Here is a 24,278-nt window from a genome sequence, read left to right on the forward strand (position 1 = left end):
GCGCTCCGATCCGAGCGTTTTGGCGTTTCGACCGGCCGTGGGCTAATGTTCTCTCTCGCACGCCGCAGGGTGAAAGCCCCGGTGAGCGAGATGCGGATGTAGCGCAGCTGGTAGCGCATCACCTTGCCAAGGTGAGGGTCGCGGGTTCGAATCCCGTCATCCGCTCCCTGAGAGCCCCGGCACGATCACTCGTGCCGGGGCTTTCGTCGCCGACGCCGTATCCGACATTCCGGACATCGCGACACCCCCTGAAAGCCGGTCGCGCACAGTAGATCTCGGGCACATTCACAGCCACTTCGCGGCGGATTCGCGGTACCTTCGGAGGGTGACGATCATCAGCGCCCTGGCCGACACCGTGCTCGCCCAGATCGGGAATCCGACTCCCGAGACGCCGCCCGCGGCGGACAAACTCATGAAGCTGGTGCGGTACTTCACCTGGTTCGTGCTGCTGTCCGGTGTACTGGGCATCACCTACGCGGGCGGTCGGTTCGCCTGGGAGAAATGGACCGGTGGCGGACTGGCGTCGCCGAAGATGGTGGCCGGAGCCATGATCGGCGGCATCATCGCCACCAGTGCGGGCACCATCATGAACGCCGCCATCGGCTGATCCGGGACGGATGACCGGACACGGTCCCCGGTCGGCACGGATTGTCGGTGCGCGACGCTAATCTCGTCGAACAGACTGGCGAACAGGTGTCGACAGCACGGACAGTGGGGCCGCGGTGACGAGAAGTGTGAGGAGTGCGAGCGGACTGCTCGACAGCCGGGACAGCGTGACCTTCGGGCTCGAGGACGTCAACGAGGTCGTCGCCGTCATGGTGGACGAACAGGCCGAGGAACGGCCGCGCGACCGGGAACTCGTCACCTGCCGGCTGGGACTCGACGGGGAGAGCCCGGAAACGCTGACCCTGTTGGGCGCACGGCTCGGGGTGTCGCGGGACCGGGCGCGGCAGTTGTACACCCGCGCCGTCGGGCAGATGGTGCGGCGGGTGCAGGGCACTGGACATCCGGATACGGCCGTCTTCGCCGAACGGTATCCGGTGGGCCTGGGTGACGAGCGGCTGGTGCGCACCCTGCTGGCCGAAACCTATGCCACCGACAGCGATATCGCCGCACAGGACTGGGCGTATCTGAAGCTGCGGCTGGCCGGGCACGATCTCCAGGATTCGAAACGGCTGGCCGGATTCGTCTTTCAGCGCATCGCGGGCTGGCAGCAGAAGGGGCGCTGGCATCTGCTGCCCGCCGCCAAACCCGAGGAGGTGCCGGCCGGGATCTGGAATCCGTGGCTGCGGCGCGTGGAATGGGCCGACGGCACGCCCGAGGAGCTACCCGACGGCCCGGCGCGGCGCCTGGACTTCGACGACGACGGACGCGGGACCATGTTCGCCGAGAAGCTCGGGCGCGAGGTGACCTTCGATACCGGCTTGCAGGCGCGGCTGCTGCGCCTGCTGGACGGGAGCGAACGCGTCGAGGAGTTCCAGGAGTATCCCGGCGCGGTCGAATACGAACTCGACGGAGCCCAGCGGGTGCACCACCCGAGTGTGGCGGTGCGCTTCGCCGACGGGCGGGTGGTGCTCATCGACGTGATTCCGCTCGGGCACGCGGCAGTGCGCGCCAATCGGGCCAAGGCGGCGGCCGGGCGCGGGTACGCGCACGCGCGCGGCTGGGGTTGGCTGGTGTGGACGGGCAGTCAATCCGGGGTCGCCGACCTCATGCGGCGGCAGGTCGACGCACGCACCGAGAACATTCTCCGCAACCGGCTCGCCGACGGACCGGTCGACTGGGCGGAACTACGCCGGATCCGGGAGGAAACCGGCATGGAACTCCTGGATTTCGCCGCCCTGGTGCTGAAGCACGGATGGCGTTGGGACCGTGGGCCGTTCCGGCTGAGCCGCGAATCCTGATCTTCCGCGGGCACGTTTGCCTTCCCGTTCCCGGGCTACGTCCATGACATCGTCACCAACCATCCTCGGGATCAGTCATGGGAATTGCATCGGGTACGGCGAAGGTAGTGAACAACACGGCCTCCGCGGCCACCTCCGCGGTGACCGCCACGGTCGGCACGGTCGGCGGCGCGGTGGTGGGAGCCACCACCGGCGCGGCGCGCGGTGCGGTCCAGGGAGCGTACTCCGGCGCGAGATCAGGCGTCAGCACGCCGACCGCGGTCGCGCTCGGAGCGACCGCCGCGGGTGTGGTGGGACTGGTGGAATGGCCGCTCGCCCTAGGCGCGGGCGCCGTCGCGGGCGCGGTGTACCTGGTCAACCGCGCACGGCGGCACGACGATTCGGATCGGTCACAGCGCCGTGAGCACGCGGACGACACCTCCGACCACCCGGACGACAGCGCGGCCGCGGCGAGCAAGTCCGAGCGCGCGGCAGGCAAGTCCGAGCGCGCGGCGAACAAGTCCCAGCGCGGGGCGAAAGGCTCTGGCAGCGCGGAAGGTGCGCGCCGGAAGCCGCCTACGACGCCGACGACACGCAAGCGTTCCACGACCGGCAAGTCCACGACCGGCAAGTCCACGGCAGCCAAGTCCACCACCGGCAAGTCCACCGCCGACAAGTCCACCACCCGCACGTCCACGACGGAGACCGCACGCTGATGCCCGGACTGCGCTCGATCGCCACCGCACCGCTACGGATTCCCATGCTCGGAGCCGCCGCCGCGGTCACCCTGGTGGGCCGTCCCGCCGCCGCGGCGGCCCGGGGGACCCGCCACCTGCTGGAACCGATACTGCCCGACGCGGTGAACGAGTTCACCGACGACGTCACCCGGGAGTTCGAGGCCCTGTTCGACCCGCGCCCACGGCAGCGGCAACGACATGTGGCCATCCGGGACAACCGGATTCACGCCGAGGTCCGGGGCCTGCACTCCGAGCAGGCCGACCGGGTCGCGAAGGCGGTGTCCGAACGTCTCGACCGCACCGACGGGGTGCACTGGCACCGGGTGAACGAGGCGCTCGGGCGGGTGACGGTCGCCGCGGACCGGGAAAAGCTCACCACGGCGCGGCTGGAGGAGATCCTCGTCGACGCCGAACGCGCCGCCGGAACCGATACCGCGGCCTGGAGCCAGGTCGTCGACGACACCTCCGAACGCGAACCCGTACTGGCCGCGGCCGTCCAGTTGGCCGGTGATCTCGTCGGCATCGGGGTGGCGGTGGCGCGCTCGGCGCTGCCCGGCTCCACCCCGGCGCAACTGCTGCGCGCGGGCGTCTCGCTCGCCGACGGCCAGCCGTCGGCACGCGCGCTGCTGGAACGACACCTCGGCCGCGACCGCACCGACACCCTGCTCACCACCGGCAGCGCGCTCGGGCAGGCGCTGGACGGGCACCTCGCCAGCCTCGTCGCCGACAGCCTGCAACGCACCGTACGGCTGGTCGAAGCCGCCGCGCGGTACGCGCAGTGGCAGCGCTGGGACGATCTGATCGCCGGGCCGGACCAACCCGGCGTCCACCACTACCGGCCGCCCGAACTCCGGCCGGTGCCGCTGCCACCCGGTCCCGTCGAGCGCTGCACCGAGCAGGTGTCGACGGGGTCGGCCCTGGTGTCCTTCACCTCCCTCGCCGGAAGCCGGGGCATGTCGGACGCGGCGGACGCGCTCGCCGCGGGCGTGCCCAAGGCGGCGCGGGCCAGCCGCGAGACCTTCGCGGGCACCCTGGCCACGGTCATGGCGGTGCAGGGCGTGCTGACCATCGACCCGCTACTCTGGCGGCGGCTCGACCGAGCCTCCGCCCTGGTGGTGGACCGCCATGCGGTGCGCGGTGACCGACCGGTCGTGCTGTCGGCCGACACCGACAACCCCGACTGGTCCACCGAGCATGTCTGGAGCGCCGCGCAGCGGCTGCTCTGGCGCGACGGCCCCGACCTCCCCATTCCCCCGCCGCGCTCGCGCCATCGCGAACAGCTCACCCTCGTGCCGGAGCAGGAGGCGCCGGGCGAAGATCCCGACGCGGGGCCGATCGGGAAGCACGCGGACACCGATGAGGGCGAACCGGTCTGGTACGAGTTGCGCGACGGGGACAACGTCGCGGGCCGGGTGCTGGTCGGCTGGGAACTGCATCCCGAGGCGATCGGACTGCTGGCCGCCGCGCGCAAGGCCGGATTGCGGGTGGTGCTCATCGGCGACGAGTCGACGGCCGAATTGCGGCGCAGCGCCGACGAATTCGTGACCGCGGGCGGCTCGACCACCGCCCTGGTGCGGCGGTTGCAGCGGCAGGGTCACGTGGTCGCCATGCTGAGCGGCAACGCGCACAAGGCGTTGGCCGCGGCGGATCTCGGGATCGGGCTGGCGCACGGGAACGGCACCCGGTCGCGGGTGCCCTGGCAGGCCGGAGTGGTGTGCCCGAATCTGGCGTGTGCGCGGCGGATCATCGCCGCGGCCGGACCCGCGCGCGCCGCCAGCGAACGTGGGCGTGTGCTGACCCTGTCGGCCTCCACCCTCAGCGGCCTGCTGCTCGCCTCCGGCCCCACCCGGACGCGCCCGGTGGCCGCCACCGCACCGATTTCGTCGGCGGCCCTGCTCGGCTTCGCCACCGGACTGTTCTCGGGCCGCCGCGCCGGGCGCACCGACCAGATCACGCCGGTACCGCTGGTGCCCTGGCATGCGCTGGAACCCGATGAGGTGCTGGCCCGGCTGCCCGCACCCGAGCCCCGACAGCCGCGGCACGGAGCCGTCACCACCGAGGCGCTGAAGGCGGCGCGCTGGCTGGCGCGTCCCACGGAGACCGTCGCCGATCTGGCGCAGCAGGTGCGCCGGGAACTCGCGGATCCGCTCACCCCGCTGCTCGCCGTGGGCGCGGTCGCCTCCGCCCTGCTGGGCTCGCCCACCGACGCGGTGCTGGTGGGGTCGGTGCTCGGCCTCAATGCCGTGGTGTCGGCGTTGCAGCGCCGCCGCGCCGGACAGTCCCTGCACCGGCTGCTGGTCGGTGAACGCCTGCTCGCCCGCCTCGTCACCGAGGACGGTGAAACCAGCACTCCCGCCGACGAATTGCGGCCCGGTGACGTGATCGCGCTGCGCTCGGGCGATGTGGTGCCCGCCGACGCGCGGCTGCTGGAGACCGACGGGCTGGAGATGGACGAGTCCGGGCTCACCGGCGAATCGGTGACGGTGGACAAGCAGGTCGGCGCGACTCCCGGTGCGGCCCTGGGCGATCGGTCCTGCATGGTGTTCGAGGGCGGCGTCGTGGTGAACGGCAGCGCCCGCGCGGTGGTGGTGGCGGTCGCCTCCGCCACCGAATCCGGCCGCGCCCTCGCCGTGGCGGGGCCGCCGCGCACCGCCGGGGTGCAGGCGCATCTGCGCTCCCTGTCCGAGCGGGTGCTGCCGCTCACCCTGGGCGGCGGCAGTCTGGTCACCGCGACCAGTTTCCTGCGCGGCCTGCCGCTGCGGCCCGCGCTCGCCGACGGGCTCGCGGTGGCGGTGGCGGCGGTGCCGGAGGGGCTGCCGCTGGTCGCCACCGTCGCCCAGCTGTCGGCCACCCGTCGGCTCTCGCGGCGCGGCGTGCTGGTGCGCTCCAGCCGCACCATCGAGGCGCTGGGTCGGCTGGACACCGTCTGCTTCGACAAGACCGGCACCCTCACCGCCGGGAAGCTGCATCTGGCCGCGCTCGCCGACCTCGAGGAGTCCTGGGAGACCGACCAGGCCGGGGACACCCCGCAGGCCCGGCGGCTGCTGCGCGCGGCGGCCCGCGCCTGCCCGCACACCGAGGACGGCCCGCTGGTGCATGCCACCGACCGCGCGGTGGTGGCGGCCGCGGACGCCACCCTCGGGCCGGACGCGGCGCACACCTGGGATCCCATCGAGGAGATCCCGTTCGAGAGCAATCGCGGCTACGCGGCGGCGGTCGGACACACCGCCCACCACATCCGGCTCTCGGTCAAGGGCGCGCCCGAAGTGCTGCTGCCGCGCTGCACCCAGGTGCTGCGCGCCAACGGCAGCAGCGGCGGGCGGCGTCGGGTCGAGTTCACCGCCGACGAACGGTCCGCCGCCGAGGCCCGCATCCAGCAGCTCGCCGAACGAGGCCTGCGCGTCCTGGTGGTGGCGCGACGCGACTTCCCACGCACCCCCGACGACGTGGCCGACGAGATCGAACAGCTGACCCTGCTCGGCTTCATCGGACTTGCCGACACCCCGCGGCCGCAAACCCGTGACCTGGTGCGGCAATTGGACCGCACCGGCATCAGCGTGCGCATGATCACCGGCGACCACCCGGTCACCGCCCGCGCCGTGGCCACACAGCTCGGCATTCCCGCCGAGACCGTGGCCACCGGGGCCGACCTCGACCAGCTGGACGAGGATGCCCAGGCCGAACTCATCGACCGCGCCACCGTCTTCGCCCGCGTGAGCCCGGAACACAAGGTGCGCATCGTGACCGCGCTGCAGCGGCGCGACCATGTGGTGGCCATGACCGGGGACGGCAGCAATGACGCCGCCGCCATCCGCACCGCCGATATCGGCATCGGGCTCGCCGCCCGCGGCTCGGTCGCGGCCCGCGAGGCCGCCGACCTCATCATCACCGGCTCCGATGAGGTCCGCGACGACGAGCGATCAATCGACCTCACGGTCCTGCTCACCGCCCTGGTGGAGGGACGCGGCATGTGGCAGCGGGTCCGCGACGCCATCGGCGTGCTGGTCGGCGGCAATGCCGGTGAGGTGACCTTCACCATGCTGGGCACCCTGCTGTCCGGGCGTGCACCCATCGGCACCCGACAGTTCCTGCTGGTCAACCTGCTGACCGATCTCGGCCCGGCCATGGCGGTGGCACTCTCGGGCACCCGGACCGCCACCGACCGCCTGGAACCCGACGACGCCGGACACGAACTGCGCCAGCTGCCGAAACCCGAACTGGGCGGCGACTTCCTGCGCGCCGTCGCGGTGCGCGGCGCGTACACCACGGCGGGGGCGGGCGCGGCGTGGATACTGGGCCGCGCCACGGGTCGCCCGAAGCGCGCCGCCACCATGGCACTGGCCGCCCTGGTCACCACCCAGCTCGGCCAGACCCTCATGATCGGCCGGGACAGCCCGCTGGTCTGGGCCACGGCCGCGGGCAGCACCGCGCTGCTGGCCGCCATCATCATGACGCCCGGGGTGAACTACTTCTTCGGCTGCACCCCGCTGGGGCCGCTGGCGTGGACCATCGTCGCCGGATGCGCCGTGGCCGGAACCGTCGGCGCGGCGTACACGGGCCGCTCACTGCGCTGAGCGGCCCGCCCGGTCGGTCCGGTCAGTCCAGCACCACGAAGGCCGCCACCAGGAACGTCATGATCACCATGAGCGCGAACCAGGAGATCAGCTGCCAGTGCACCAGGGCCTGCCGCTGACTGCGCACGGTCAGCCGCAGGGTGGCGTCCACGCGGTCGTGGTCGGCGATGCGGCGCTGCGCGAGGGCCAGCTCGTCGGCGTGCTGCTGGGCGGACGACTCGGCGCGTTCCAGCCGGTGGGTGAGTTTGGACAGCAGCTTGGACCTGTCGCGGGCGGCCTTGCGGGACAGTGCCAGCGCGGTGCGCTGATTCATCAGCTCGCGGCGCTGGCGCGCGATGACCGCCGCCTGTGTGCGCGTGTGACGTTCCCAATCGGCCACCGTGGCCCACCCTCCCGTATGTTCGTCGCGGTAGCCGTAGGCCACCTCACCCGCGACCCAGTTCTCGATGAAATCCCGTATCTCCCAGGGCTTGTCACCCGGAGTCACCAATCCGCCCGGTCCGGGCGTCAGCTGTCCGCCGACCGCGCGGTAGTCGCAGTCCGCGGGCGCGAAGTCCGACAGTGCCAGGGCGGGCAGATGTGCGATCTGCCAGCCGGGCGGGCACAGCCACAGCACCTCGGTGCAGCCCGCCGCCTTCAACGCGGCGGTGCGGTGGCGAGCCCGGGTGAGGTCCGGCACGGCACCGCACACCTGGATCGCGCACACCCGATCCCCCTGCCGCCACAGCACATCCGGGTCCAGCGGGCCGACCGTGCCGTCCACATGGGCGGTCTCGGCCCCGGCGGCCAGCAGGCGGCCGCGCAGCCAGTACTTGAGCCGCTGTTCGTCCCAGCGGCAGTCGGCGCAGCCGGGGGTGAAGCACGCCTCCCCCGGACGATGGCCCCGCGCGTCGGCTTCCGTTCTTCGTGGTGCGACCGGTTCGGGGAGCACGGGGTCGGCCAAGACCACCGACCGCCCGTGCGGAACCTCTACTCGCCTCGTGCTCACACGATCACCGCCCCAAACCACTGCGCCGTGAGCCGCTTCCCATCGGTACGGAAAACCACCAGCCCACGCCGTCTACTTCCAGAGTGCCGCAGGCAGCAGGGGACCATGCATGACAGTGACCGCATTCGTTACCCAACCGCTAGGAGTACGTGATCATCGAAGGCCCGAAAAGTAGCACCCGGGGCCGATGCCCGACATCGCCTGCGCACAAATCCCTTTCGTGACACCCCCGGGGCGCGCGCCGCCGCGCCGCCCGCACCCGTGCTTCACTGGTCGGGTGAGCAGCAATCCCACCGTGACCGTCGAACTCGCCGCCCCCGCGGATGCCGCCGCGCTCGGCGAGGTCGCCGCCGTCACCTTCCCGCTGGCCTGCCCGCCGGATGCGGGTGCCGCCGATATCGCGGCCTTCATCGCCGACGTGCTGTCCCCGCGGCGGTTCACCGACTATCTCGCCGATCCGGCACGCACCGTCCTCAAGGCGGTCGCGGACGGCCGCATCATCGGCTACAGCCTGCTCGTCGCCGCCGAACCGACCGATCCGGATGTGGCGGCCGCGGTCACCCTGCGGCCGGTGACCGAGCTGAGCAAGATGTACGTGCTGCCCGGCCACCACGGCAACGGTGTCGCCGCCGCCCTCATGGCCGCCTCCCTCGACCGGGCGCGCACCGCCGACAGCGCGGGTGTGTGGCTCGGAGTCAACCAGGAGAACCAGCGCGCCCAGAGCTTCTACGCCAAGCACGGCTTCCAGGTGGTCGGCACCAAAACCTTCCTGGTCGGCGCACAGCTGCACAGCGATTTCGTCTTGCAGCGGGCATTCTGACCGTTCCCACCGCCGCGTCAGCAGCGTCCCCGGAGTCGGACCCGTGCGGGTCCACAGCAGTGCGCCACCCGCGTCCGGCACGAGAGGGCGGCGGGACGGACCCCACTCCGACCAGGTCGGCACCCGGCCGTCCGGCAGTGTCGTCGCTGCGAGACGGTCGGCTTCGAGCGGCGGCGCGTCGCGGCCTTTTTCTGGTCAGGCAGCGACCGCCGGGGTGTGGACGGCACCGGAGCGCAGCTCGAGGTGACGGCCGGTGAAGCGGTGGCGCATGCGGCGGTCGTGGGTGACCAGGACAACCGCGCCCGGATAGTCCGTCAACGCCTGTTCCAGATCCTCCACCAGCTCCGGCGACAGGTGGTTGGTGGGTTCGTCCAGCAGCAGCAGGTCGGCGGGATCGGTGGCCAGCCGGGCCACTTCGATGCGGCGACGCTGGCCGTAGGAGAGTTCGCCGATGCGCAGTCGCAATTCCGATGGGCGGAAAAGCCCGAGGGACAGCAATGATTCGGCGTGCTCGTCGGGGTGGCCGGGCCGGTTCGCGGCGTAGGCGTCGAGCACCGTCATCCGGGGCGGCCAGGGCGATTCCCGCTGTCGCAGATGGCCGACTCGGGCGGGTACCGTGACCGTGCCCGCATCGGGACGATGTTCGGCGGCAAGCAGTTTCAGCAGTGTGGTCTTTCCCGCGCCATTGGGCCCGGTGATCAGCACCCGCTCGCCCGCCGCGATGCGCAGCTCGTCCACCCGGAGGCGGTCGGCCACGACCACCTCCGACAGCGTCGCGAGCGGACCGCCGTCCGCCGCACCGGCCGTCGCGAACGCGGCGGCGAAGCGCAGCGGGTCCGGTGGCGGGGCGAGCGGATCGGCGGTCAGCCGGGCCACCCGCTCCTTGGCATTGCGAATGCGGGACATGGCACCGTGCCCGCGCCCACGCGACCGGAACGGTCCGGCCGCGAAGACCGCGAGCGGCAACTTGCGCGGAATCGCCTCCAGCCGTGCGACATTCGAGTCGGCCAGGCGCTGATTCCGAGCCAGCTCCCGCTGCCACTGTTCGAATTCGCGCCGCTGGCGGCGCCGGGCGGCCGCCACGGCCGCCAGGTAACCGTCGTAGCCGTCACCATGGCGGCGCACCGCGCCCGCGTACACCTCGAGCACGACCGAGGTAATGCGCTCCAGGAACACCCGGTCGTGGGTGACCGCGACGACGGTGCCGCGATGGTCGCGCAACCGCTGCTCCAGCCAGGCGATGGCGGCATCGTCCAGATCGTTGGTCGGCTCATCCAGTAGCAGCAGTTCCGGTGCGGCGGCGAGGGTTCCCGCTAGAGCGAGGCGGCGGCGCTCACCACCGGAGAGCGTTCCCAGCGGACGGTCGCGGTCCAGCTCCGGTAGACCGAGACCGTGCAGCGCGGCCGCCATCCGAGCGTCGGCCTGATAACCGCCGCGCGCCTCGAACCGGGCCACCAGGTCGGTGTACGCGTCGAGACGGCGGCCGAGCGGACCGGGCGCGACCATGGCTCGTTCGGCCGCGCGCATCTCGGCCTCCAGCTCCCGCAGCTCGGCCAGGGCCAGATCGATCGCATCGGCCACGGTCGCGCTGTCGGGCAGATCCAAGACCTGGGCGAGATATCCGACGCCGCCCGGAAAATGCACGGTGATCTCGCCATTGTCCGGCGATTCGCACCCGGCCAGCAGCCGCAGCAGCGTCGACTTGCCGCTGCCGTTGTCGCCGACCACGCCGACCTTCTCACCGGGCCGAATGGTGAGGCTCACCCGGTCGAGGATGACGCGCTCGTCGTAGCGCTTGGTGACCTCGGAGAGCGTGAGTTGGGCAGTACGCACAGGTATCCCCTGTTCTGGCCGCACGAACGGCCGGTTCGAAGTGATTCGCGTGGGATCGCCGCGGAGCGGAGCTCGACGCGGCCGTGTGATTACAGGAAGAGGAAACCCATGAGGCTCACCAAAATATAGCTGGGCCGAACGGCCGTCAACACGTATTTTCGCGAGCCCCGGGGCATTGACATGTTCATGATGTTCAGTGTTTACTGAACACACCGCACATGCAGAACCAAGTGTAGAGCGGCAACCAAGGAGTGAAGATGACCGTCCCCGCCATTCGCGTCGCCGGGCTGACCAAGCATTACGGCAAGCACGTCGCCCTCACCGATCTGACGCTCGATGTCGCGCCGGGCGAGGTGTTCGGGTTCCTCGGCCCCAACGGCGCGGGCAAATCCACCACCATCCGCATCCTGCTCGACCTGATCCGACCCACCGCCGGACAGGTCGAGATCTTCGGCACCGACCCCCGCGCCGGCGGCGCGGAGCTGCGGCGGCGCATCGGCTACCTGCCCGGCGAACTCGCCCTGGAGGGGCGCAATACCGCGCGCGAGCTGCTGGCGTTCTTCGCCGATCAGCGCGGCACCGTGCCCGCGGGGCGGATCGAGGAGCTGGCCGGACTGCTGGATCTGGACCTGTCCAAGCGGGTGGGCTCGATGAGCAAGGGCAACAAGCAGAAGGTCGGCATTGTCGCCGCCTTCATGCACTCCCCCGATCTGCTGATCCTCGACGAGCCCACCTCGGGACTGGATCCGCTGCTGCAGCAACGGTTTCTGGAACTGGTCGGCGAGGCCAAGCGCAACGGGCAGACGGTGTTCATGTCCTCGCACATCCTCAGCGAGGTGCAGCAGACCGCCGATCGCGCCGTCATCATGCGCGCCGGGCAGCTGCTCGGCACCGAGAATGTGGAGGAGCTGCGCCGCCGCGCCCCGCGCAGCGTCGAAATGGTCTTCGCCGCCGATATTTTCGCCGACGACTTCGAGCGACTGCCGGGGGTGCGCGACCTCGAGATCTCCGGCCGCAGCCTGCGCTGCACCACCGAGGGCGAGGTGGACGCGCTGTTCAAGACCGCCGCCAAGTATCCACTGGTCAGCGTGCTGTCGACCGAACCCGACCTGGAGCAGATGTTCTTCAGCCTGTACGGCCGCTGAACCCTCCGCACACGTTCTCACGCAAAGGAATTCGATATGACTCGCTCGGTGTTCACCCAGACCATCACGGAACAGCGGCGCGGACTGATCGGCTGGTCGGTCGCGCTGTTCGCGGTGCCGATGATCTACGTCCCCTCCTACTCCACCTTCAAGGAGCAGGGCGCGCTCGACATCGAGGGCGGCGGCTTCTACGACGCCCTCGGCATGGGCGACTTCGGCACGGCCACCGGCTATCTGGAGTCGACCATGTTCGCGCTGATGGGGCCGCTGCTGCTGCTCATCTTCGCGATCACCTTCGCGACCCGCACGGCCGCCCAGGAGGACAGCGGCACCCTGGACCTGCTGTTGGCCCAGCCCATCGACCGCGCCAACCTGCTGCTGCAGCGATGCGCGGCGTTCGCGGCGCAGACTTCCGTGGTGGTCACCGTGTTCGGCCTCGCGGTCCTGGCCGGGGCGGCGAGCGCCGATATGGGGATTCCGGCGGGCAACATCCTCGCCGCCGTCGCCGGACTCGGGCTGCTGACCCTGACGGTGGGCGCCATCACGCTGCTCGCCGGAGCCGCCACCGGCCACCGCGGGACCGCGCTCGCGGTCGCGGCGCTGGTCGCGGTGCTCGGATATCTCGCCAACAACCTGGGCGGGATGATCGACGGCGCGCAGTGGCTGCGCCGGCTGTCGCCCTTCTACTACGCGGGCGGTGATTCGCCGCTGGTGAACGGCTGGAACATCGGATATCTCGCGGTACTGGTGGTGCTCGTCGCCATCGCGGTGGGACTGTCGCTGGCCGCCTTCGATCGCCGCGACCTCGCGGTCTGAGCCTCCGAACGCGGGGCGGGTTCGGCGAACCCGCTCCGCACCGCCGTTTCCGACGAAAGGAATACTCGTCCCATGACCAGCGCAGCCGAATCGAATACCGCTCCCACCGACGCCCAATTGGCCTTCGTGGAGGATTTCGCGCTCGTCCTCGAGCGGATGGGGCTGGTCCGCATGGTCGGCCGCACCGTCGGGTGGCTGTTGGTCTGCGACCCGCCCGAGCAGACGTTCAATCAGATCGCCGAGGCGCTGCGGGCCTCCAAGGGGTCCATCTCCAGCTCACTCAAGACGCTCACCACCATGCGCTGGGTGGACAAGGCCGGCAAACCGGGCGACCGCCGCGACTACTACTCCGTGCGGCCGGGCATCCTGCCCGAACTCACGCGGCAGCAGGCCGGAATGTACGAGGGCCTGACCGCCACCACCTCACGCGGCCTCGCGCTCTTCGACGATCCGGACGGCAAGGACGCGGCCCGGGTGCGCGATATGCACGACTTCTTCGTGTGGATGAGCAAGGAGTGGCCCGCCCTGCTGGATCGCTGGGATGCCGAACACGGGGGCGGCACACGGTAATTCGGCTCCGAGCGAATCTCACGCCCCGCCGCTGAGCAGACCGACGATGGAGCGTACGAACTCGTCGAGTCGCTCCCTCGGATACTCGGCCGGTTCGCTCACCGCGAGACGGCCCAGCATTTCGGCGATGGTGAGCAGGGAGTTGGCGAGCAGTCCGGAATCGATTGTCGCCCAGCGGGAGTCGAGCGCCGCACCCATGCGGATCAGCGCCTCCGCCTGATCGAAGATGCCCGTGCGCGAACTGCGCAGGGCCGCACGGTATTCCTCGGGCGCGCTTCCCGGGGAGGTGAGGATCAGCCGCCAGCGGGTCGGATCCTCCAGCACCACGCCGATGAAGGCGGCCACCGTGGAGGAGGCCGCCAGCACCGGATCGGCGCCGACCAGATCGGTGGGCAGGGTGTCGGCGACCTGTTCGAGGCCGCGTTCACGTTCCCGCTCCAGCAGTGCTTCCACCAGTTCGGCGCGGGTCTTGAAGACCGTGTATAGCACCGGTTTGGCCACGCCGGCCTGCTGCGCGACGGCCTCCATGCTGAGTTCGTGCAGTTCGGCTCGGCCGAGGACGGCGTAGGCGGCGTCGAGCAGTTGGGCGCGACGCTGTTCGGGAGGAAGGCGCGGCGCGTAGCGGCGGCGCGGGCGGTCGGTCCCGGTGCGGGATTTCGTCACGGCCAGCTCACCTCCATTCGACCATCGTGTCAGTCCCGGCCCGGAATGGGAAAACGATCGACGACGCAAATACTACGGCACCGTTGTATTCGCTCCTCACAATTGCTACGGTGGCGTTGTATTCGCCGTCCGGCGCAGCACGCACCGAGGGAGCAGCCCATGGCCTTCGATCCGACCACCCTCCGCAGGGACGACTACGGGTTCTTCGGCCCCGATTCGCTGAGCTGGAAGATCTGGACCGCTCCCACCGCGGTCATCGGCTTCCAGCGAGCGGTCGTCCTGGAACACTTCGATCCGTTCCTGACCGCGGCCGTAGCCGACGCCCGGGGCATCTACACCGATCCGCGCAGTCGGCTGGACAATACGTTCTCGTACTTCCTCATCGCGGCCATCGGGGACGGACGCACCGCCATCCAGGCATCCGAACATCTCATGCGGGTGCACGCGCCCATGACCGGCATCGAACCGATCAGCGGGCAGCGCTACAGCGCCAACAGCCCCGAAACCCAGCTGTGGATCCACATCACCGGCTGGCATTCGGTGCTCAAGGCCTACGAGGTCTACGGCCCCGGCCCGCTCACCCCCGAGGAGGACGAACGGTACTGGGCCGAATGCGCCATCGCCGCCGAACTCCAGACCTGCAAGCCGGAGGACGTCCCGCGCAACCGCGCCGAGGTGCGCGAGTACTACGCGCGGGTGCGCCCGCGGCTGTGCGTCTCCGAGGCCGCCGCCGAGGGCATGCGGCATCTGCTGTGGACATCCCGGAAGAACGGCGCGGGCATCACCTATGCGCTGGGCAGCAGGCTGCTGTCGCTCGCCTCCGCGCCCATCACCCCGCAGTGGATGCGCCGCCTCGGCGGATACGACTACCCGGTGCTGGTGGATCTGGCCGTCCGCCCCGCCGCGAAGATCCTGGTCTGGCTGTTCGCGCTGTTCAACTCGTTCGGCCTGATCAAGGCCGCCCCGCTCATCGCGCCGATGGCGGGACAGATCCTGGCCCAGCACGTGAAGTACGAACCGCCGACCACAGCGGAGACCATCACCCCGGCTCGTGCCCGGGAGCTGTACAGCTCGCGCGGAGATCGGATGCGCGCGGTGGCAGACGCCGGTTAGGCAGCAGTGACAGCCGCCGACCCGGGTTCCCGCGTCCGGGTACGGCACCGGGTATCAGGCGAGCGGTTTCGCTTGTCTCAGGCGAGCAGTTTCGCCTTCAGAGCCGCGATATCGGCATCGGTCAGCCGCAGGCCGTCGCGGACGTAGCCGTCGAAGCTACCGTAGCTCCGCTCGACCTGATCGAATGCCGCGTCCAGCGCCGCCGGGACCACGCCGTTGAGGGCATCGTTCGCCGCCGCCCCGCGATAGTGGTTCGACAGCAGGTAGTCGTAGGTGACGGTGTCGCGGTCCACGCCGAGGAGGGTGAGCAGCACCGCGGCGGTCCACCCGGTGCGGTCCTTGCCCGCGGTGCAGTGGAACAGCACCGAACCGTCGGCGTGGGCGATATCGCGCAAGACACTCGCGAAGCCCGCGTTCGCGCCGGGGGCGGTGATGAAGGCGCGGTAGAGATCCGCGCCCGCCGACAGCGTGGAGACCAGCACCTGCGGCGGGGCCTGGCCGATGACGTCGTCGTGGTTCAGCGTCGCGCCGGCCGGCACCCGATCGGGGGCGGCGGCGCGCTCGAAGGAGGTGCGCAGGTCGTCGACGACGGTCAGGCCGCGGGCGGTGAGCGCGGCCTGATCGGCGTCGGTGGCGTTGCTCAGATCTCCGCTGCGGAACACCAGGCCGGTGCGCACGGTATGCCCGTCGGTGGTGCGGTAGCCGCCCGCGTCACGGGCGTTGGCGACGCCCCGCAACCCAAGGGACCGATCGTCGGTGCTCACCACCACGGCGGTGGTCGCGGCGGACGGATCGGCCGCCGCGGCGGTGCCCGCCGCGCCGACGACGGGTGCGAAGCAGAGGGCGGCCGCGAGGACGGCCCGGACAGCGCGGTCGCGCACCATGGGTACCTCTTTCCGTCGGCCGGACTCCACGGTCCGGCGATCCCCCGGCAAATTACCGGACGGAAGTATCGCGGCCGGGGCCGCCCGCCTCAGGACGCGGCCGGGGCCTCGAAACGCGACAGCGCCAGCAGGCGCGAAATGGCGCGCAGGTACTTCTTGCGGTAGCCGCCGTCCAACATCTCCTGGGAGAAGATCCGGTCCAGTTTGGCGCCGGAGACGGTCACCGGGATACCGGCGTCGTAGAGCCGGTCGGCCAGCACCACGATGCGCAGCGCCACCGCCTGATCGGTCACCGTGTGCACGCCGGAGATGTAAACCGCCGAGATGCCGTGGATCAGCGCGCCGTACCGCGACGGGTGCAGGGTGCTCAGGTGCTTGCACAGCTGGTCGAACTCGTCGAGGGTGGAATCCGGTGTGGCGGCGGCCTTCTCGGCCAGCAGCTCGGGCGCGGTGGGTTCGGGGGCGGGCGGCAGGTCGCGGTGTCGGTAGTCGGGTCCGTCCACGCGCACGGCCTCGAACAGCGAACCCAGTTTCTTGATCTCGCGCAGGAAGTCCTGGGCGGCGAAGCGGCCCTCGCCCAACTGCCCCGGCAGGGTGTTGGAGGTGGCGGCCACCGAGACGCCGCGTGCGGTCAGCTCGGTCAGCAGGCGCGAGACGAGCATGGTGTCCCCCGGATCGTCGAGTTCGAACTCGTCGATGCACAGCACGCTGTTGGCGGCGAGCCGCTCCACGGCGTTGTTGAAGCCGAGCGCGCCGACCAGATTGGTGACCTCACCGAAGGTGCCGAAGGACTTCGGGGCGGGCACGCTGTGGAAGATCGAGGCCAGCAGGTGGGTCTTGCCGACACCGAAGCCGCCGTCCAGGTACAGGCCCACGCCCTGCACCGGCTTCTTCTTGCCGAACAGGCCCTTCTTGTCGGCGGCCTTGCGCACCTTGGTGACCTGGGCGGCGAACTCCTCGGCCGTGCGCACGGCGGCGGCCTGGGTCGGCTCCTTGGGATCGGGGATGTAGGAGGCGAAGCTCACCTCGTCGAAGGTGGGCGGCGGCACCATCTGGGCGACGAGCTGATCTGCCGGAACCTCCGGGTGGCGATCGACGAGGCGTTGTTGCACCCGCGTAGCGTACTGACGTGGTGTGATGGACAGTCATGCAGCGTATCCCCAATGTGACACAGCTCGCAGCCGTTGGTGACGACCACCTGGTCGGGATGTACGCCTATCCGGCGCGACCGGATCGGCCGTGGATACGCGTCAACTTCGTCACCAGCATCGACGGGGCGGCCACCCTGGACGGACGCTCCGGCGGACTCGCCACCCCCGCCGACAAGAGGGTCTTCCATCTGCTGCGTGACCTCGCCGACGTGGTGCTCGTCGGTGCGGGCACCGCCCGCGCCGAGAACTACGGGGCCGCCCACACCGACGAGCGCCTGCGAATCCGGCTGCACCACCACGGGTTCGGCGGCCACCCGGACGGCGCACCGCCCCGCATCGCGGTGGTCACCGCCAGCGCGGCACTCGATCCCACCAGCCGCCTGTTCACCGATACCGGCGCCCATCCGCTCATCCTCACCACCGTCGACGCGCCCGCCGACCGCAAGAAGGCGCTCACCGACGCCGGAGCCGAGATCGTCGAAGCGGGCGAGACCGCCTGCACCGCAGACGGAATCCGCACCGCCCTGGGCGAACGCGGCTTCCGCCGGGTGCTGTGCGAGGGCGGCCCCGCGCTCTTCGGCGACCTCATCGAGGCAGAGGCCGTCGACGACCTCTGCCTCACCGTGACACCCCTGCTGGTGGGCGGAAACGGACGGCGGATCGCGTTGTCCCCCAATGCCATGCCGACCCCCATGTGCTGTCGGCACCTGCTGCTCGCGGACGACGGCACCATGCTCACCCGCTGGGAACGCGCCCACCCGCATGGCTGACGCCACCCTCGCGACCTCGTTCGCCGGGTCGGCGGCGCACCGGCCGCCCCACCCATTGCTGAAACGAGCCGCCGGACCTGGCAGGCTGTAGCGCATGCGCTGGACTCGGGCCGCTCTGCTGGCGTCGACACTTTCGATCCTGGTGACCACCGGCTGCGGGGCCGGACCGTCGGACCGCCCCGACGTCGCCGTCGAACGGCCGCGCCAGGCCGGGGAGGTGCAGACCTCCACCGAACCCACCCCGCCCCCCGCCCCCGAGGTGCCGAAAACCGAGCTGGCATGGCGGGATTGCACCGTCCCCACCTTCAATCTGCTGTCACTGGGCCCGCCGCCCGCCGGACTCGTCCTGGAGTGCGCCGAATACACCACGCAGGTGGACGCCACCGGCGGCGTGGGCGGCAACTTCCAGACCGCGGCCCTGCGCGCCCGCTACGACCGCACCCCCGCCGACGCCGCCCCGCTGGTGCTGACGTCGGGTTCGGACCGGGCCTCCACCGCCACGCTGGCGGCCTTCGCGGCGGGCGGAGCGGGAGCGCTGCTGAGTGAGCGGCCCGTGGTGGCCGTGGACCGGCGCGGCATCGGCAGCTCCGAGCCCATCGACTGCGTGGGCGGTGATATCCGGCAGCGACTGCTCGACCAGGCCCAATTCGGTCCCGGGGCAAGCGATCCGGTGGCGGCGGTGGCCGGGCTGAGCCAGGACGCCACCATCTCCTGCCAGGACTACCTGCAACCCGGACAGGGCACCTTCGACACCGCGCACGCCGCCGACGACATCGAACAGCTGCGGCGGCAGTGGCAGGTCGAGCACATCGCGCTGCTCGGCAGCGGCAGCGGGTCGAATATCGCGCTGGCCTACGCCCGCAAGTACGGCGACCACCTCGCCCGCCTGGTGCTCGACTCCCCCGCACCGGTTGACACCGATGCCGTCGGCCGGGCCGAGCAGCGGGTCAAGGGCGCCGAGGCCGCGCTCACCGCCTTCGCCCAGCGCTGCCGGGCACTGAACTGCGCCCTGGGTGACGATCCGCGCACCGCCATCGCCGATCTGGTGGCGCGGGCCGAGCGCGGGGAGTTCGGGGAACTGTCGGCGTCGGCGCTGGTGACCACGCTGCGCGACTTCCTCGGCGATCCGCGCGGACTGCCGAATCCGGTCGTCACCGAATTCGCCGACGCCCTGGCCGCACTCGGACGCGGCGATCGCGGACCCATCACGCCGCGGGTGCAGCGGGCCGCCGCGGCCATCGCCAACGACGGCGCGTTCGTGAACCGGTGCAGCGACAGCCAGCTGCCCGCCACTCCGGTGCAGGCCCGGGAGCTGATGGGCACCTGGGGCGGCGAATACCCGGTGTTCGGGCGGGTGGCGGCCATCGACCTCATGGTGTGTTCGGCCTGGCCGGTCGCCGCACCGCAGGCCATGCCGGAGAAGTTCGAACTCGACACGCTGGTGCTGGGCGCGAAGGCCGACCCGGTGGTCGGCGACGAGGGACGGCCCACGGTGACGGGGGCGCTGGCCGCGGCAGGGGCGCGCACCTCCACCGTGGAATGGCAGGGGTGGGGGCATCCGGTGGTGTCGCATTCCGGCTGTGCGCAGCGGGCCGTCGTGGACTACCTGCGGCAGGGCACCCTGCCCGAGAACGGCACCGCCTGTCCGGCCTGAGCCCGATCGGTCGGTCGGATGACCGGTAGGCGGGAGTCGCGCCGGTCAGCGCGGCCACGCCGATGCCCCGGGAGATTGTGCGCTATCGCACGCTTTCGGCGGGTCCGCGCACCCATGCCGGTACGTTCCGGTGTACCGTGCCCCAGTGTTCCTTCGCCAGCTCGAGCCCCGAACAGCTCGTACCACCGCCGAGGTCCTGAACTTCGCACTGTGGCCCTTCGCGATCCTGACCGTACTGAACCGAGTGTTCATCAAGGCCGTCAACGGATTCATCACCGACGACTTCCGACCGGTCTACAACGCGTCGCTGGCGTTCTTGAACAACCAGCCGATCTACACCGCGGACTTCGGCTCGACCGACCCGCACTACCTGTACCCGCCCAGCGGGACACTGCTCATCGCGCCGCTGGCGATTCTCGATCCGGAGAAGTCGCGCTGGTGCTTCATCCTGCTCAACGCGGTCGCGATTCTGCTCGCCTGGTATCTGCTGCTGCGCCTGTTCAAGTTCACGCTCTCCTCGGTGGCCGCGCCCGCGCTGCTGCTGGCCATGTTCATGTCCGAGACCGTGATCAACACACTGGTTTTCACCAATGTGAACGGCTGCCTGCTGCTGGCCGAGGTGGTGTTCATCCACTTGCTGCTACAACGGCGAGACCTGTGGGCCGGAGCGGTCATGGGTCTGACCATCGCGGTGAAGCCCACGCTTGCGCCGCTGCTGCTCATCGCGCTGATGCGCGGCCAGTGGAAGACACTCATCACCGCTGTGGCCGTGCCCGCGGTGCTGAACGCGCTCGCCTGGCCGCTCATCGTGGATCCGATGGACTTCGTGAACCGGACCGTGCCGTACCTCATGGAGACCCGCGACTACTTCAACAGCGCGATCGTCGGCAATGCCGCCTACTACGGCGTCGCCGACTGGCTCACCTGGACCATCCGCCTCACGATGTGCGTACTGGTCGCGATCTCGCTGTGGCTGCTGTACCGCTACTATCGCGACGACGAGGTGTTCTTCATCTGCACCATGTCGGGCGTGCTGCTGATCGCGTCCTGGCTGCTGCCCTCGCTGGGCCAGATGTACTACTCGATGATGGTGTTCCCGTTCCTCATGACGGTGGTGCTGCGCAATTCGGTGCTGCGGAACTGGCCCGCCTGGCTGGCCATCTTCGGTTTCATGACCTACGACAAGTGGCTGTCGGACCGCTGGCAGAGCGCCGGTCGCACCCTGGAGTACCTGCGCACCACCTTCGGGTGGGGTCTGCTGCTCATCGTGGTGTTCTGTGTCCTGGGTGACCGCTATCTGGCCGCCAGGCGCGAGGGTCGGCTGCGCGTCGGCCTCACCCTCGATCCGCCGTGGATGCATCCGGAGACCGCGGTGACACGCGAGCGGTTGAACGGGCGGCCCCGCGAGGCCGTCGAAACCGCCAAGCCGTAGGACGCTGCGAGCGCCGAAGCGACGTATTAGCGTGGGGGCATGAGTTCCGATGCTGATACCTCGCTTCCGGCACCGCGCATTCAGCTGACGCCGCAGGAGTGGCGGGCCAAACTCTCCCCCGAGGAGTTCCGGGTGCTGCGGGAGGCCGGCACCGAACGGGCCTTCACCGGCGAGTACACCGACACCGAGACCGAGGGTGTCTACTCCTGCCGCGCCTGCGGGGCCGAATTGTTCCGCAGCGGCGAGAAATTCCACTCGCACTGCGGCTGGCCGTCATTCTTCGATCCGGCGAACTCCGACGCGGTCATCCTGCGCCCGGACGATTCCCTGAGCATGCGCCGGGTCGAGGTGCTGTGCGCCACCTGCCACAGCCATCTGGGGCATGTCTTCGAGGGTGAGGGCTATCCGACGCCCACCGACAAGCGCTACTGCATCAACTCCATCTCACTGCGGTTGACACCCACCGAGCGGTAGCGCGGGCAGCGGCGGAGGATGACGAACGGGCCCACGACACGTCGGTGTCACCGCCCATGCGACACCTCGGTGGTCGTGGTCCGATCGACTGAACAACCAGTCTTCCTGCGGTCGCACCCCTCGGACTCCGCAGACGAACAAGTCGCAGAAACCCTACGGAGAGCAAGGGATTCCGCGCATGCCCCGAATTCCTGGGGCAGTCGACTGGCTAACGATTGGCTATCGAGCTCAGGGCAGTGCGTTGACCAGTTGCTCCACCTCGACGCGCGGGCCGGTGAAGAACGGGATTTCCTCGCGGACGTGCAGGCGGGCCTCGGTGGCGCGCAGGTCGCGCATGAGGTCGACGATGCGGTGCAGTTCGGGGGCCTCGAAGGCGAGCAGCCACTCGTAGTCGCCGAGCGCGAAGGAGGCCACGGTGTTGGCGCGCACGTCCGGGTAGCCGCGGGCGGCCTTGCCGTGGTCGGCCAGCATCTTGCGGCGCTCCTCGTCGGGGAGTAGATACCACTCGTAGGAGCGGACGAAGGGGTACACGCAGATGTACTTGCCCGGCTCCTCACCGGCGAGGAAGGCCGGGATGTGGCTCTTGTTGAACTCGGCCGGGCGGTGCAGGGCGGCATTGCTCCACACCGGGGCGCTGACGCGGCCCAGTTCGGTGGTGCGGCGGAAATCGGCGTAGGCGGCCTGCAGCTGCTCTATCTGCTCGGCGTGCCACCAGATCATGAAATCGGCGTCGGCGCGCATCCCGGCCACGTCGTAGAGGCCGCGCACCACCACCCCGCGCTCCTCCAGCGAATCGAAGAAAGCCCTCGCCTCCTTGACGATCGCCTCGCGCTCGTCCCCCAGCGCCCCGGGCTCCACCTGGAACACCGAGAACATGAGGTAGCGGATGGTGTCGTTGAGGGCCTTGTAGTCGAGTCGCGCCATACCCCCATCGTGCCATTCACCCGGATCGTCTCGGCACGCCGGGCGACGTGTTCGGGATAGATGTCGAACACACCCGCCACCGGCGAGTTTCGGCGCACACTCGCGCGCCGGGCTCACCGGTGGTGCGCGCCGCCACGCGTGTGCCGCCTCGACGGCGAAGGGTCCGACTGCCCGCGGTCGTTCCGCCGGTGCCGCGCGGTGGATCCGGGGCTGCTTGCGCCACGGGCTCCGCCGTCGGGCGCGTCCTCGCCCGCGACGGCCGGGCTCGCGCACGAGCGCCGAGCCAGCGGATAGACGGAACCGACGACGGGTGGGCGGTTTCACGCCGCTGCCGACATCCCGACCGGCGAGAATGTGCGCGCCACGTTCATGGCCGAGCCGTTCGCCGCGCACCCGATGCACGGTGCCGCGTTCACCGGACGCTGGCCAGGTGGTTCGCGATACGGGTGGCGGCGGTGGTGCCGGACGCGGCGCACGCGGGGACGCCGACACCGTCCAGATAGGCCCCCGCCAAGGCCAGGCCGGGGAGGTCGGCGACGGTATCGCGCAGGGCGGCAATGCGTTCGGTGTGGCCGGGGGCGTACTGCGGGAGGCCGCCGGGCCAGCGCTGCACCACCGTGGTGACGGGACGGACCGGGGTGCCGATGACGGTGGTGAGGTCGTCCACGGCGGCGGCGGTAAGGTCCTCGTCCGACCAGGACAGCGGGGCCGGGTCGCCGAAGCGGCCGAAGGAGGCGCGGACCAGGGCCACCTCGCGGGCGGCCAGATGCGGCCATTTGCGGCTGGAGAGCGTGAACGCCTTGGCGCGCAACGGTTCCCCGGTGGCGACGAGAATCCCGGAATTGTCCGGCAGCGGGGTGTCGCGCGGGAGGGCCAGCGCCACTACGGCGGAGGAGGCCAGTTCGATGCCACCGGCGAGGTCGGCGGCGGCCGGGGCGATCTCGCGCAGCAGGGCGGCGGTGACGGGGGCCGGGGTGGCCAGCACCACGGCGTCCACCGGGCCGATCGGGTCCAGTTGCCAGCGCGCACCGGTGCGGGTGAGACGGGTTGCGGCGGTGTCGGTTTCGACCCGCACGTCGGCGGCGGCGCGCAAGGCGTCCAACAGGACCCGATAGCCGTCGCGAATGCCGCCGAAGACCGGTGTATCCGATTGCGGCGGAAGGGCCTTGCGCACGGCCTCGGTGAGACTGGCGGCTCCGGCGTCCAGCGCCGCCGCCAGCGTCGGCAGGGCCGCGCGCACTCCGATGGTGTCGGCGGTTCCGGCGTACACCCCGCCCAGCAGCGGATCCACGCTGCGCCGCACCACCTGCGCCCCGAAACGCTCCGCCACCAGCGCGCCCACCGCGACATCCCCGCCGCGTTCCCACCGCAGCGGCCATTCCGGCTCGCCCGCGATCCGCCCCATGGTCTCCGCGTCGACCAGCCCCGCAACCGCTTCCGCCGCTGCGGGAATCCCCATGAGGGTGCGTTCGGGCAACGGATGCGCGGCCCCGCCCGACCAGATCAGCGGTCGCTTGCCCGCCGGGTGCACCAATTGCTCGGCGATCCCCAATTCCCGCATCAGCGCCGGGATCTCGGGCCGCCGCCCCACGAACGCCTCGGCCCCCAGATCCACCGGCTCCCCCGCGATATCGACGGTCCGCAGAATCCCCCCGACCCGCTCACCCCCCTCCACCAGCACCAGCTCGACCCGCTCCCCCAATGCCCCCCGCAACCGATACGCCGCCACCAACCCGCTGATCCCGCCACCGACCACCGCGACCCGCATCGACCACTCCTCAGCCACTCGGAATCACCGCACCCGACCGCACGAGCGAGGCGACAGCGACACCGCATCCCACCGGCGA

General features: G+C 70.6%; 20 protein-coding genes and 1 tRNA gene. 14 read left to right on the top strand and 7 right to left on the bottom strand.

Annotation, left to right across the window (positions count from 1 at the left end):
• The first annotated feature begins 92 nt into the window (after positions 1–92).
• The 5 genes from QJS31_RS11910 to QJS31_RS11930 all read left to right on the top strand — a co-directional run bounded on the left by QJS31_RS11910 (position 93) and on the right by QJS31_RS11930 (position 7,194).
• Positions 93–165 (top strand) — tRNA-Gly (locus tag QJS31_RS11910).
• A gap of 160 nt (positions 166–325) precedes the next feature.
• Positions 326–607, top strand: a complete 282-nt coding sequence (locus tag QJS31_RS11915) for a hypothetical protein (RefSeq protein ID WP_029924149.1) — start codon at positions 326–328, stop codon at positions 605–607.
• A gap of 127 nt (positions 608–734) precedes the next feature.
• Positions 735–1,904, top strand: a complete 1,170-nt coding sequence (locus QJS31_RS11920; protein ID WP_282783221.1) for a hypothetical protein — start codon at positions 735–737, stop codon at positions 1,902–1,904.
• 77 nt (positions 1,905–1,981) lie between these two features.
• The gene (locus QJS31_RS11925) at positions 1,982–2,599 is read left to right on the top strand and encodes a hypothetical protein (protein ID WP_282783223.1); all 618 of its coding nucleotides are present in this window, start codon (positions 1,982–1,984) and stop codon (positions 2,597–2,599) included.
• On the top strand, positions 2,599–7,194 hold the full coding sequence (locus QJS31_RS11930) for a cation-translocating P-type ATPase (protein WP_306356697.1): 4,596 nt from the start codon (positions 2,599–2,601) through the stop codon (positions 7,192–7,194). Before QJS31_RS11925 ends, QJS31_RS11930 begins: the two co-directional genes overlap by 1 nt.
• Before the next feature lie 22 nt (positions 7,195–7,216).
• Here the strand turns inward: QJS31_RS11930 and QJS31_RS11935 are convergent, their stop codons facing one another.
• Positions 7,217–8,182, bottom strand: coding sequence for a hypothetical protein (locus tag QJS31_RS11935; protein WP_306356698.1), 966 nt, complete (start codon positions 8,180–8,182; stop codon positions 7,217–7,219).
• A gap of 277 nt (positions 8,183–8,459) precedes the next feature.
• On the opposite strand from QJS31_RS11935, the gene QJS31_RS11940 reads away from it, so the two are divergent.
• On the top strand, positions 8,460–9,002 hold the full coding sequence (locus QJS31_RS11940) for a GNAT family N-acetyltransferase (protein ID WP_306356699.1): 543 nt from the start codon (positions 8,460–8,462) through the stop codon (positions 9,000–9,002).
• A 195-nt stretch (positions 9,003–9,197) separates the two neighbouring features.
• Here the strand turns inward: QJS31_RS11940 and QJS31_RS11945 are convergent, their stop codons facing one another.
• Positions 9,198–10,835: a TlrC/CarA/OleB/SrmB family ABC-F type ribosomal protection protein gene (locus QJS31_RS11945; RefSeq protein WP_306356700.1), complete on the bottom strand. Its 1,638-nt coding sequence runs from the start codon at positions 10,833–10,835 to the stop codon at positions 9,198–9,200.
• A gap of 257 nt (positions 10,836–11,092) precedes the next feature.
• Between QJS31_RS11945 and QJS31_RS11950 the strand changes: the two genes are divergently transcribed.
• The 3 genes from QJS31_RS11950 (at position 11,093) to QJS31_RS11960 (ending at position 13,366) form a co-directional block, all read left to right on the top strand.
• The gene (locus tag QJS31_RS11950) at positions 11,093–11,980 is read left to right on the top strand and encodes an ABC transporter ATP-binding protein (RefSeq protein WP_306356701.1); all 888 of its coding nucleotides are present in this window, start codon (positions 11,093–11,095) and stop codon (positions 11,978–11,980) included.
• 36 nt (positions 11,981–12,016) lie between these two features.
• Positions 12,017–12,796: an ABC transporter permease subunit gene (locus tag QJS31_RS11955; protein WP_306356702.1), complete on the top strand. Its 780-nt coding sequence runs from the start codon at positions 12,017–12,019 to the stop codon at positions 12,794–12,796.
• 72 nt (positions 12,797–12,868) lie between these two features.
• Positions 12,869–13,366, top strand: coding sequence for a GbsR/MarR family transcriptional regulator (locus QJS31_RS11960; RefSeq protein WP_282779985.1), 498 nt, complete (start codon positions 12,869–12,871; stop codon positions 13,364–13,366).
• A gap of 18 nt (positions 13,367–13,384) precedes the next feature.
• Here QJS31_RS11960 and QJS31_RS11965 read toward each other — a convergent pair whose 3' ends face one another.
• Positions 13,385–14,029: a TetR/AcrR family transcriptional regulator gene (locus QJS31_RS11965; RefSeq protein WP_306356703.1), complete on the bottom strand. Its 645-nt coding sequence runs from the start codon at positions 14,027–14,029 to the stop codon at positions 13,385–13,387.
• 159 nt (positions 14,030–14,188) lie between these two features.
• Here QJS31_RS11965 and QJS31_RS11970 point away from each other — a divergent pair, with 159 nt between their 5' ends.
• Positions 14,189–15,142: an oxygenase MpaB family protein gene (locus tag QJS31_RS11970; protein ID WP_282779989.1), complete on the top strand. Its 954-nt coding sequence runs from the start codon at positions 14,189–14,191 to the stop codon at positions 15,140–15,142.
• A 77-nt stretch (positions 15,143–15,219) separates the two neighbouring features.
• Here the strand turns inward: QJS31_RS11970 and QJS31_RS11975 are convergent, their stop codons facing one another.
• Together QJS31_RS11975 and zapE are read right to left on the bottom strand one after the other, a co-directional pair.
• The gene (locus tag QJS31_RS11975; protein WP_306356704.1) at positions 15,220–16,026 is read right to left on the bottom strand and encodes a tyrosine-protein phosphatase; all 807 of its coding nucleotides are present in this window, start codon (positions 16,024–16,026) and stop codon (positions 15,220–15,222) included.
• Positions 16,027–16,115: 89 nt separating this feature from the next.
• On the bottom strand, positions 16,116–17,138 hold the full coding sequence (zapE, locus tag QJS31_RS11980) for a cell division protein ZapE (protein ID WP_143981685.1): 1,023 nt from the start codon (positions 17,136–17,138) through the stop codon (positions 16,116–16,118).
• A gap of 53 nt (positions 17,139–17,191) precedes the next feature.
• Here zapE and QJS31_RS11985 point away from each other — a divergent pair, with 53 nt between their 5' ends.
• The 4 genes from QJS31_RS11985 to msrB all read left to right on the top strand — a co-directional run bounded on the left by QJS31_RS11985 (position 17,192) and on the right by msrB (position 21,507).
• On the top strand, positions 17,192–17,947 hold the full coding sequence (locus QJS31_RS11985) for a pyrimidine reductase family protein (RefSeq protein ID WP_306356705.1): 756 nt from the start codon (positions 17,192–17,194) through the stop codon (positions 17,945–17,947).
• A 94-nt stretch (positions 17,948–18,041) separates the two neighbouring features.
• Positions 18,042–19,601 (top strand): alpha/beta hydrolase, encoded by a 1,560-nt coding sequence (locus QJS31_RS11990; protein ID WP_306356706.1) that lies wholly within the window; start codon positions 18,042–18,044, stop codon positions 19,599–19,601.
• 145 nt (positions 19,602–19,746) lie between these two features.
• Positions 19,747–21,033: a glycosyltransferase family 87 protein gene (locus QJS31_RS11995; RefSeq protein WP_282782543.1), complete on the top strand. Its 1,287-nt coding sequence runs from the start codon at positions 19,747–19,749 to the stop codon at positions 21,031–21,033.
• Positions 21,034–21,072: 39 nt separating this feature from the next.
• Positions 21,073–21,507 carry a peptide-methionine (R)-S-oxide reductase MsrB gene (gene msrB, locus QJS31_RS12000; RefSeq protein WP_306356707.1) on the top strand — a complete coding sequence of 145 codons (435 nt, stop codon included), beginning with the start codon at positions 21,073–21,075 and terminating at the stop codon, positions 21,505–21,507.
• Positions 21,508–21,735: 228 nt separating this feature from the next.
• On the opposite strand, the gene hemQ is transcribed toward msrB, so the two are convergent.
• Positions 21,736–22,431: a hydrogen peroxide-dependent heme synthase gene (gene hemQ, locus QJS31_RS12005; protein ID WP_306356708.1), complete on the bottom strand. Its 696-nt coding sequence runs from the start codon at positions 22,429–22,431 to the stop codon at positions 21,736–21,738.
• 412 nt (positions 22,432–22,843) lie between these two features.
• Positions 22,844–24,199: a protoporphyrinogen oxidase gene (locus tag QJS31_RS12010; RefSeq protein WP_282782537.1), complete on the bottom strand. Its 1,356-nt coding sequence runs from the start codon at positions 24,197–24,199 to the stop codon at positions 22,844–22,846.
• Between the last annotated feature and the right edge of the window lie 79 nt (positions 24,200–24,278).

The organism is Nocardia sp. CC213A, from assembly GCF_030766805.1.
GTDB lineage: Bacteria > Actinomycetota > Actinomycetes > Mycobacteriales > Mycobacteriaceae > Nocardia > Nocardia otitidiscaviarum.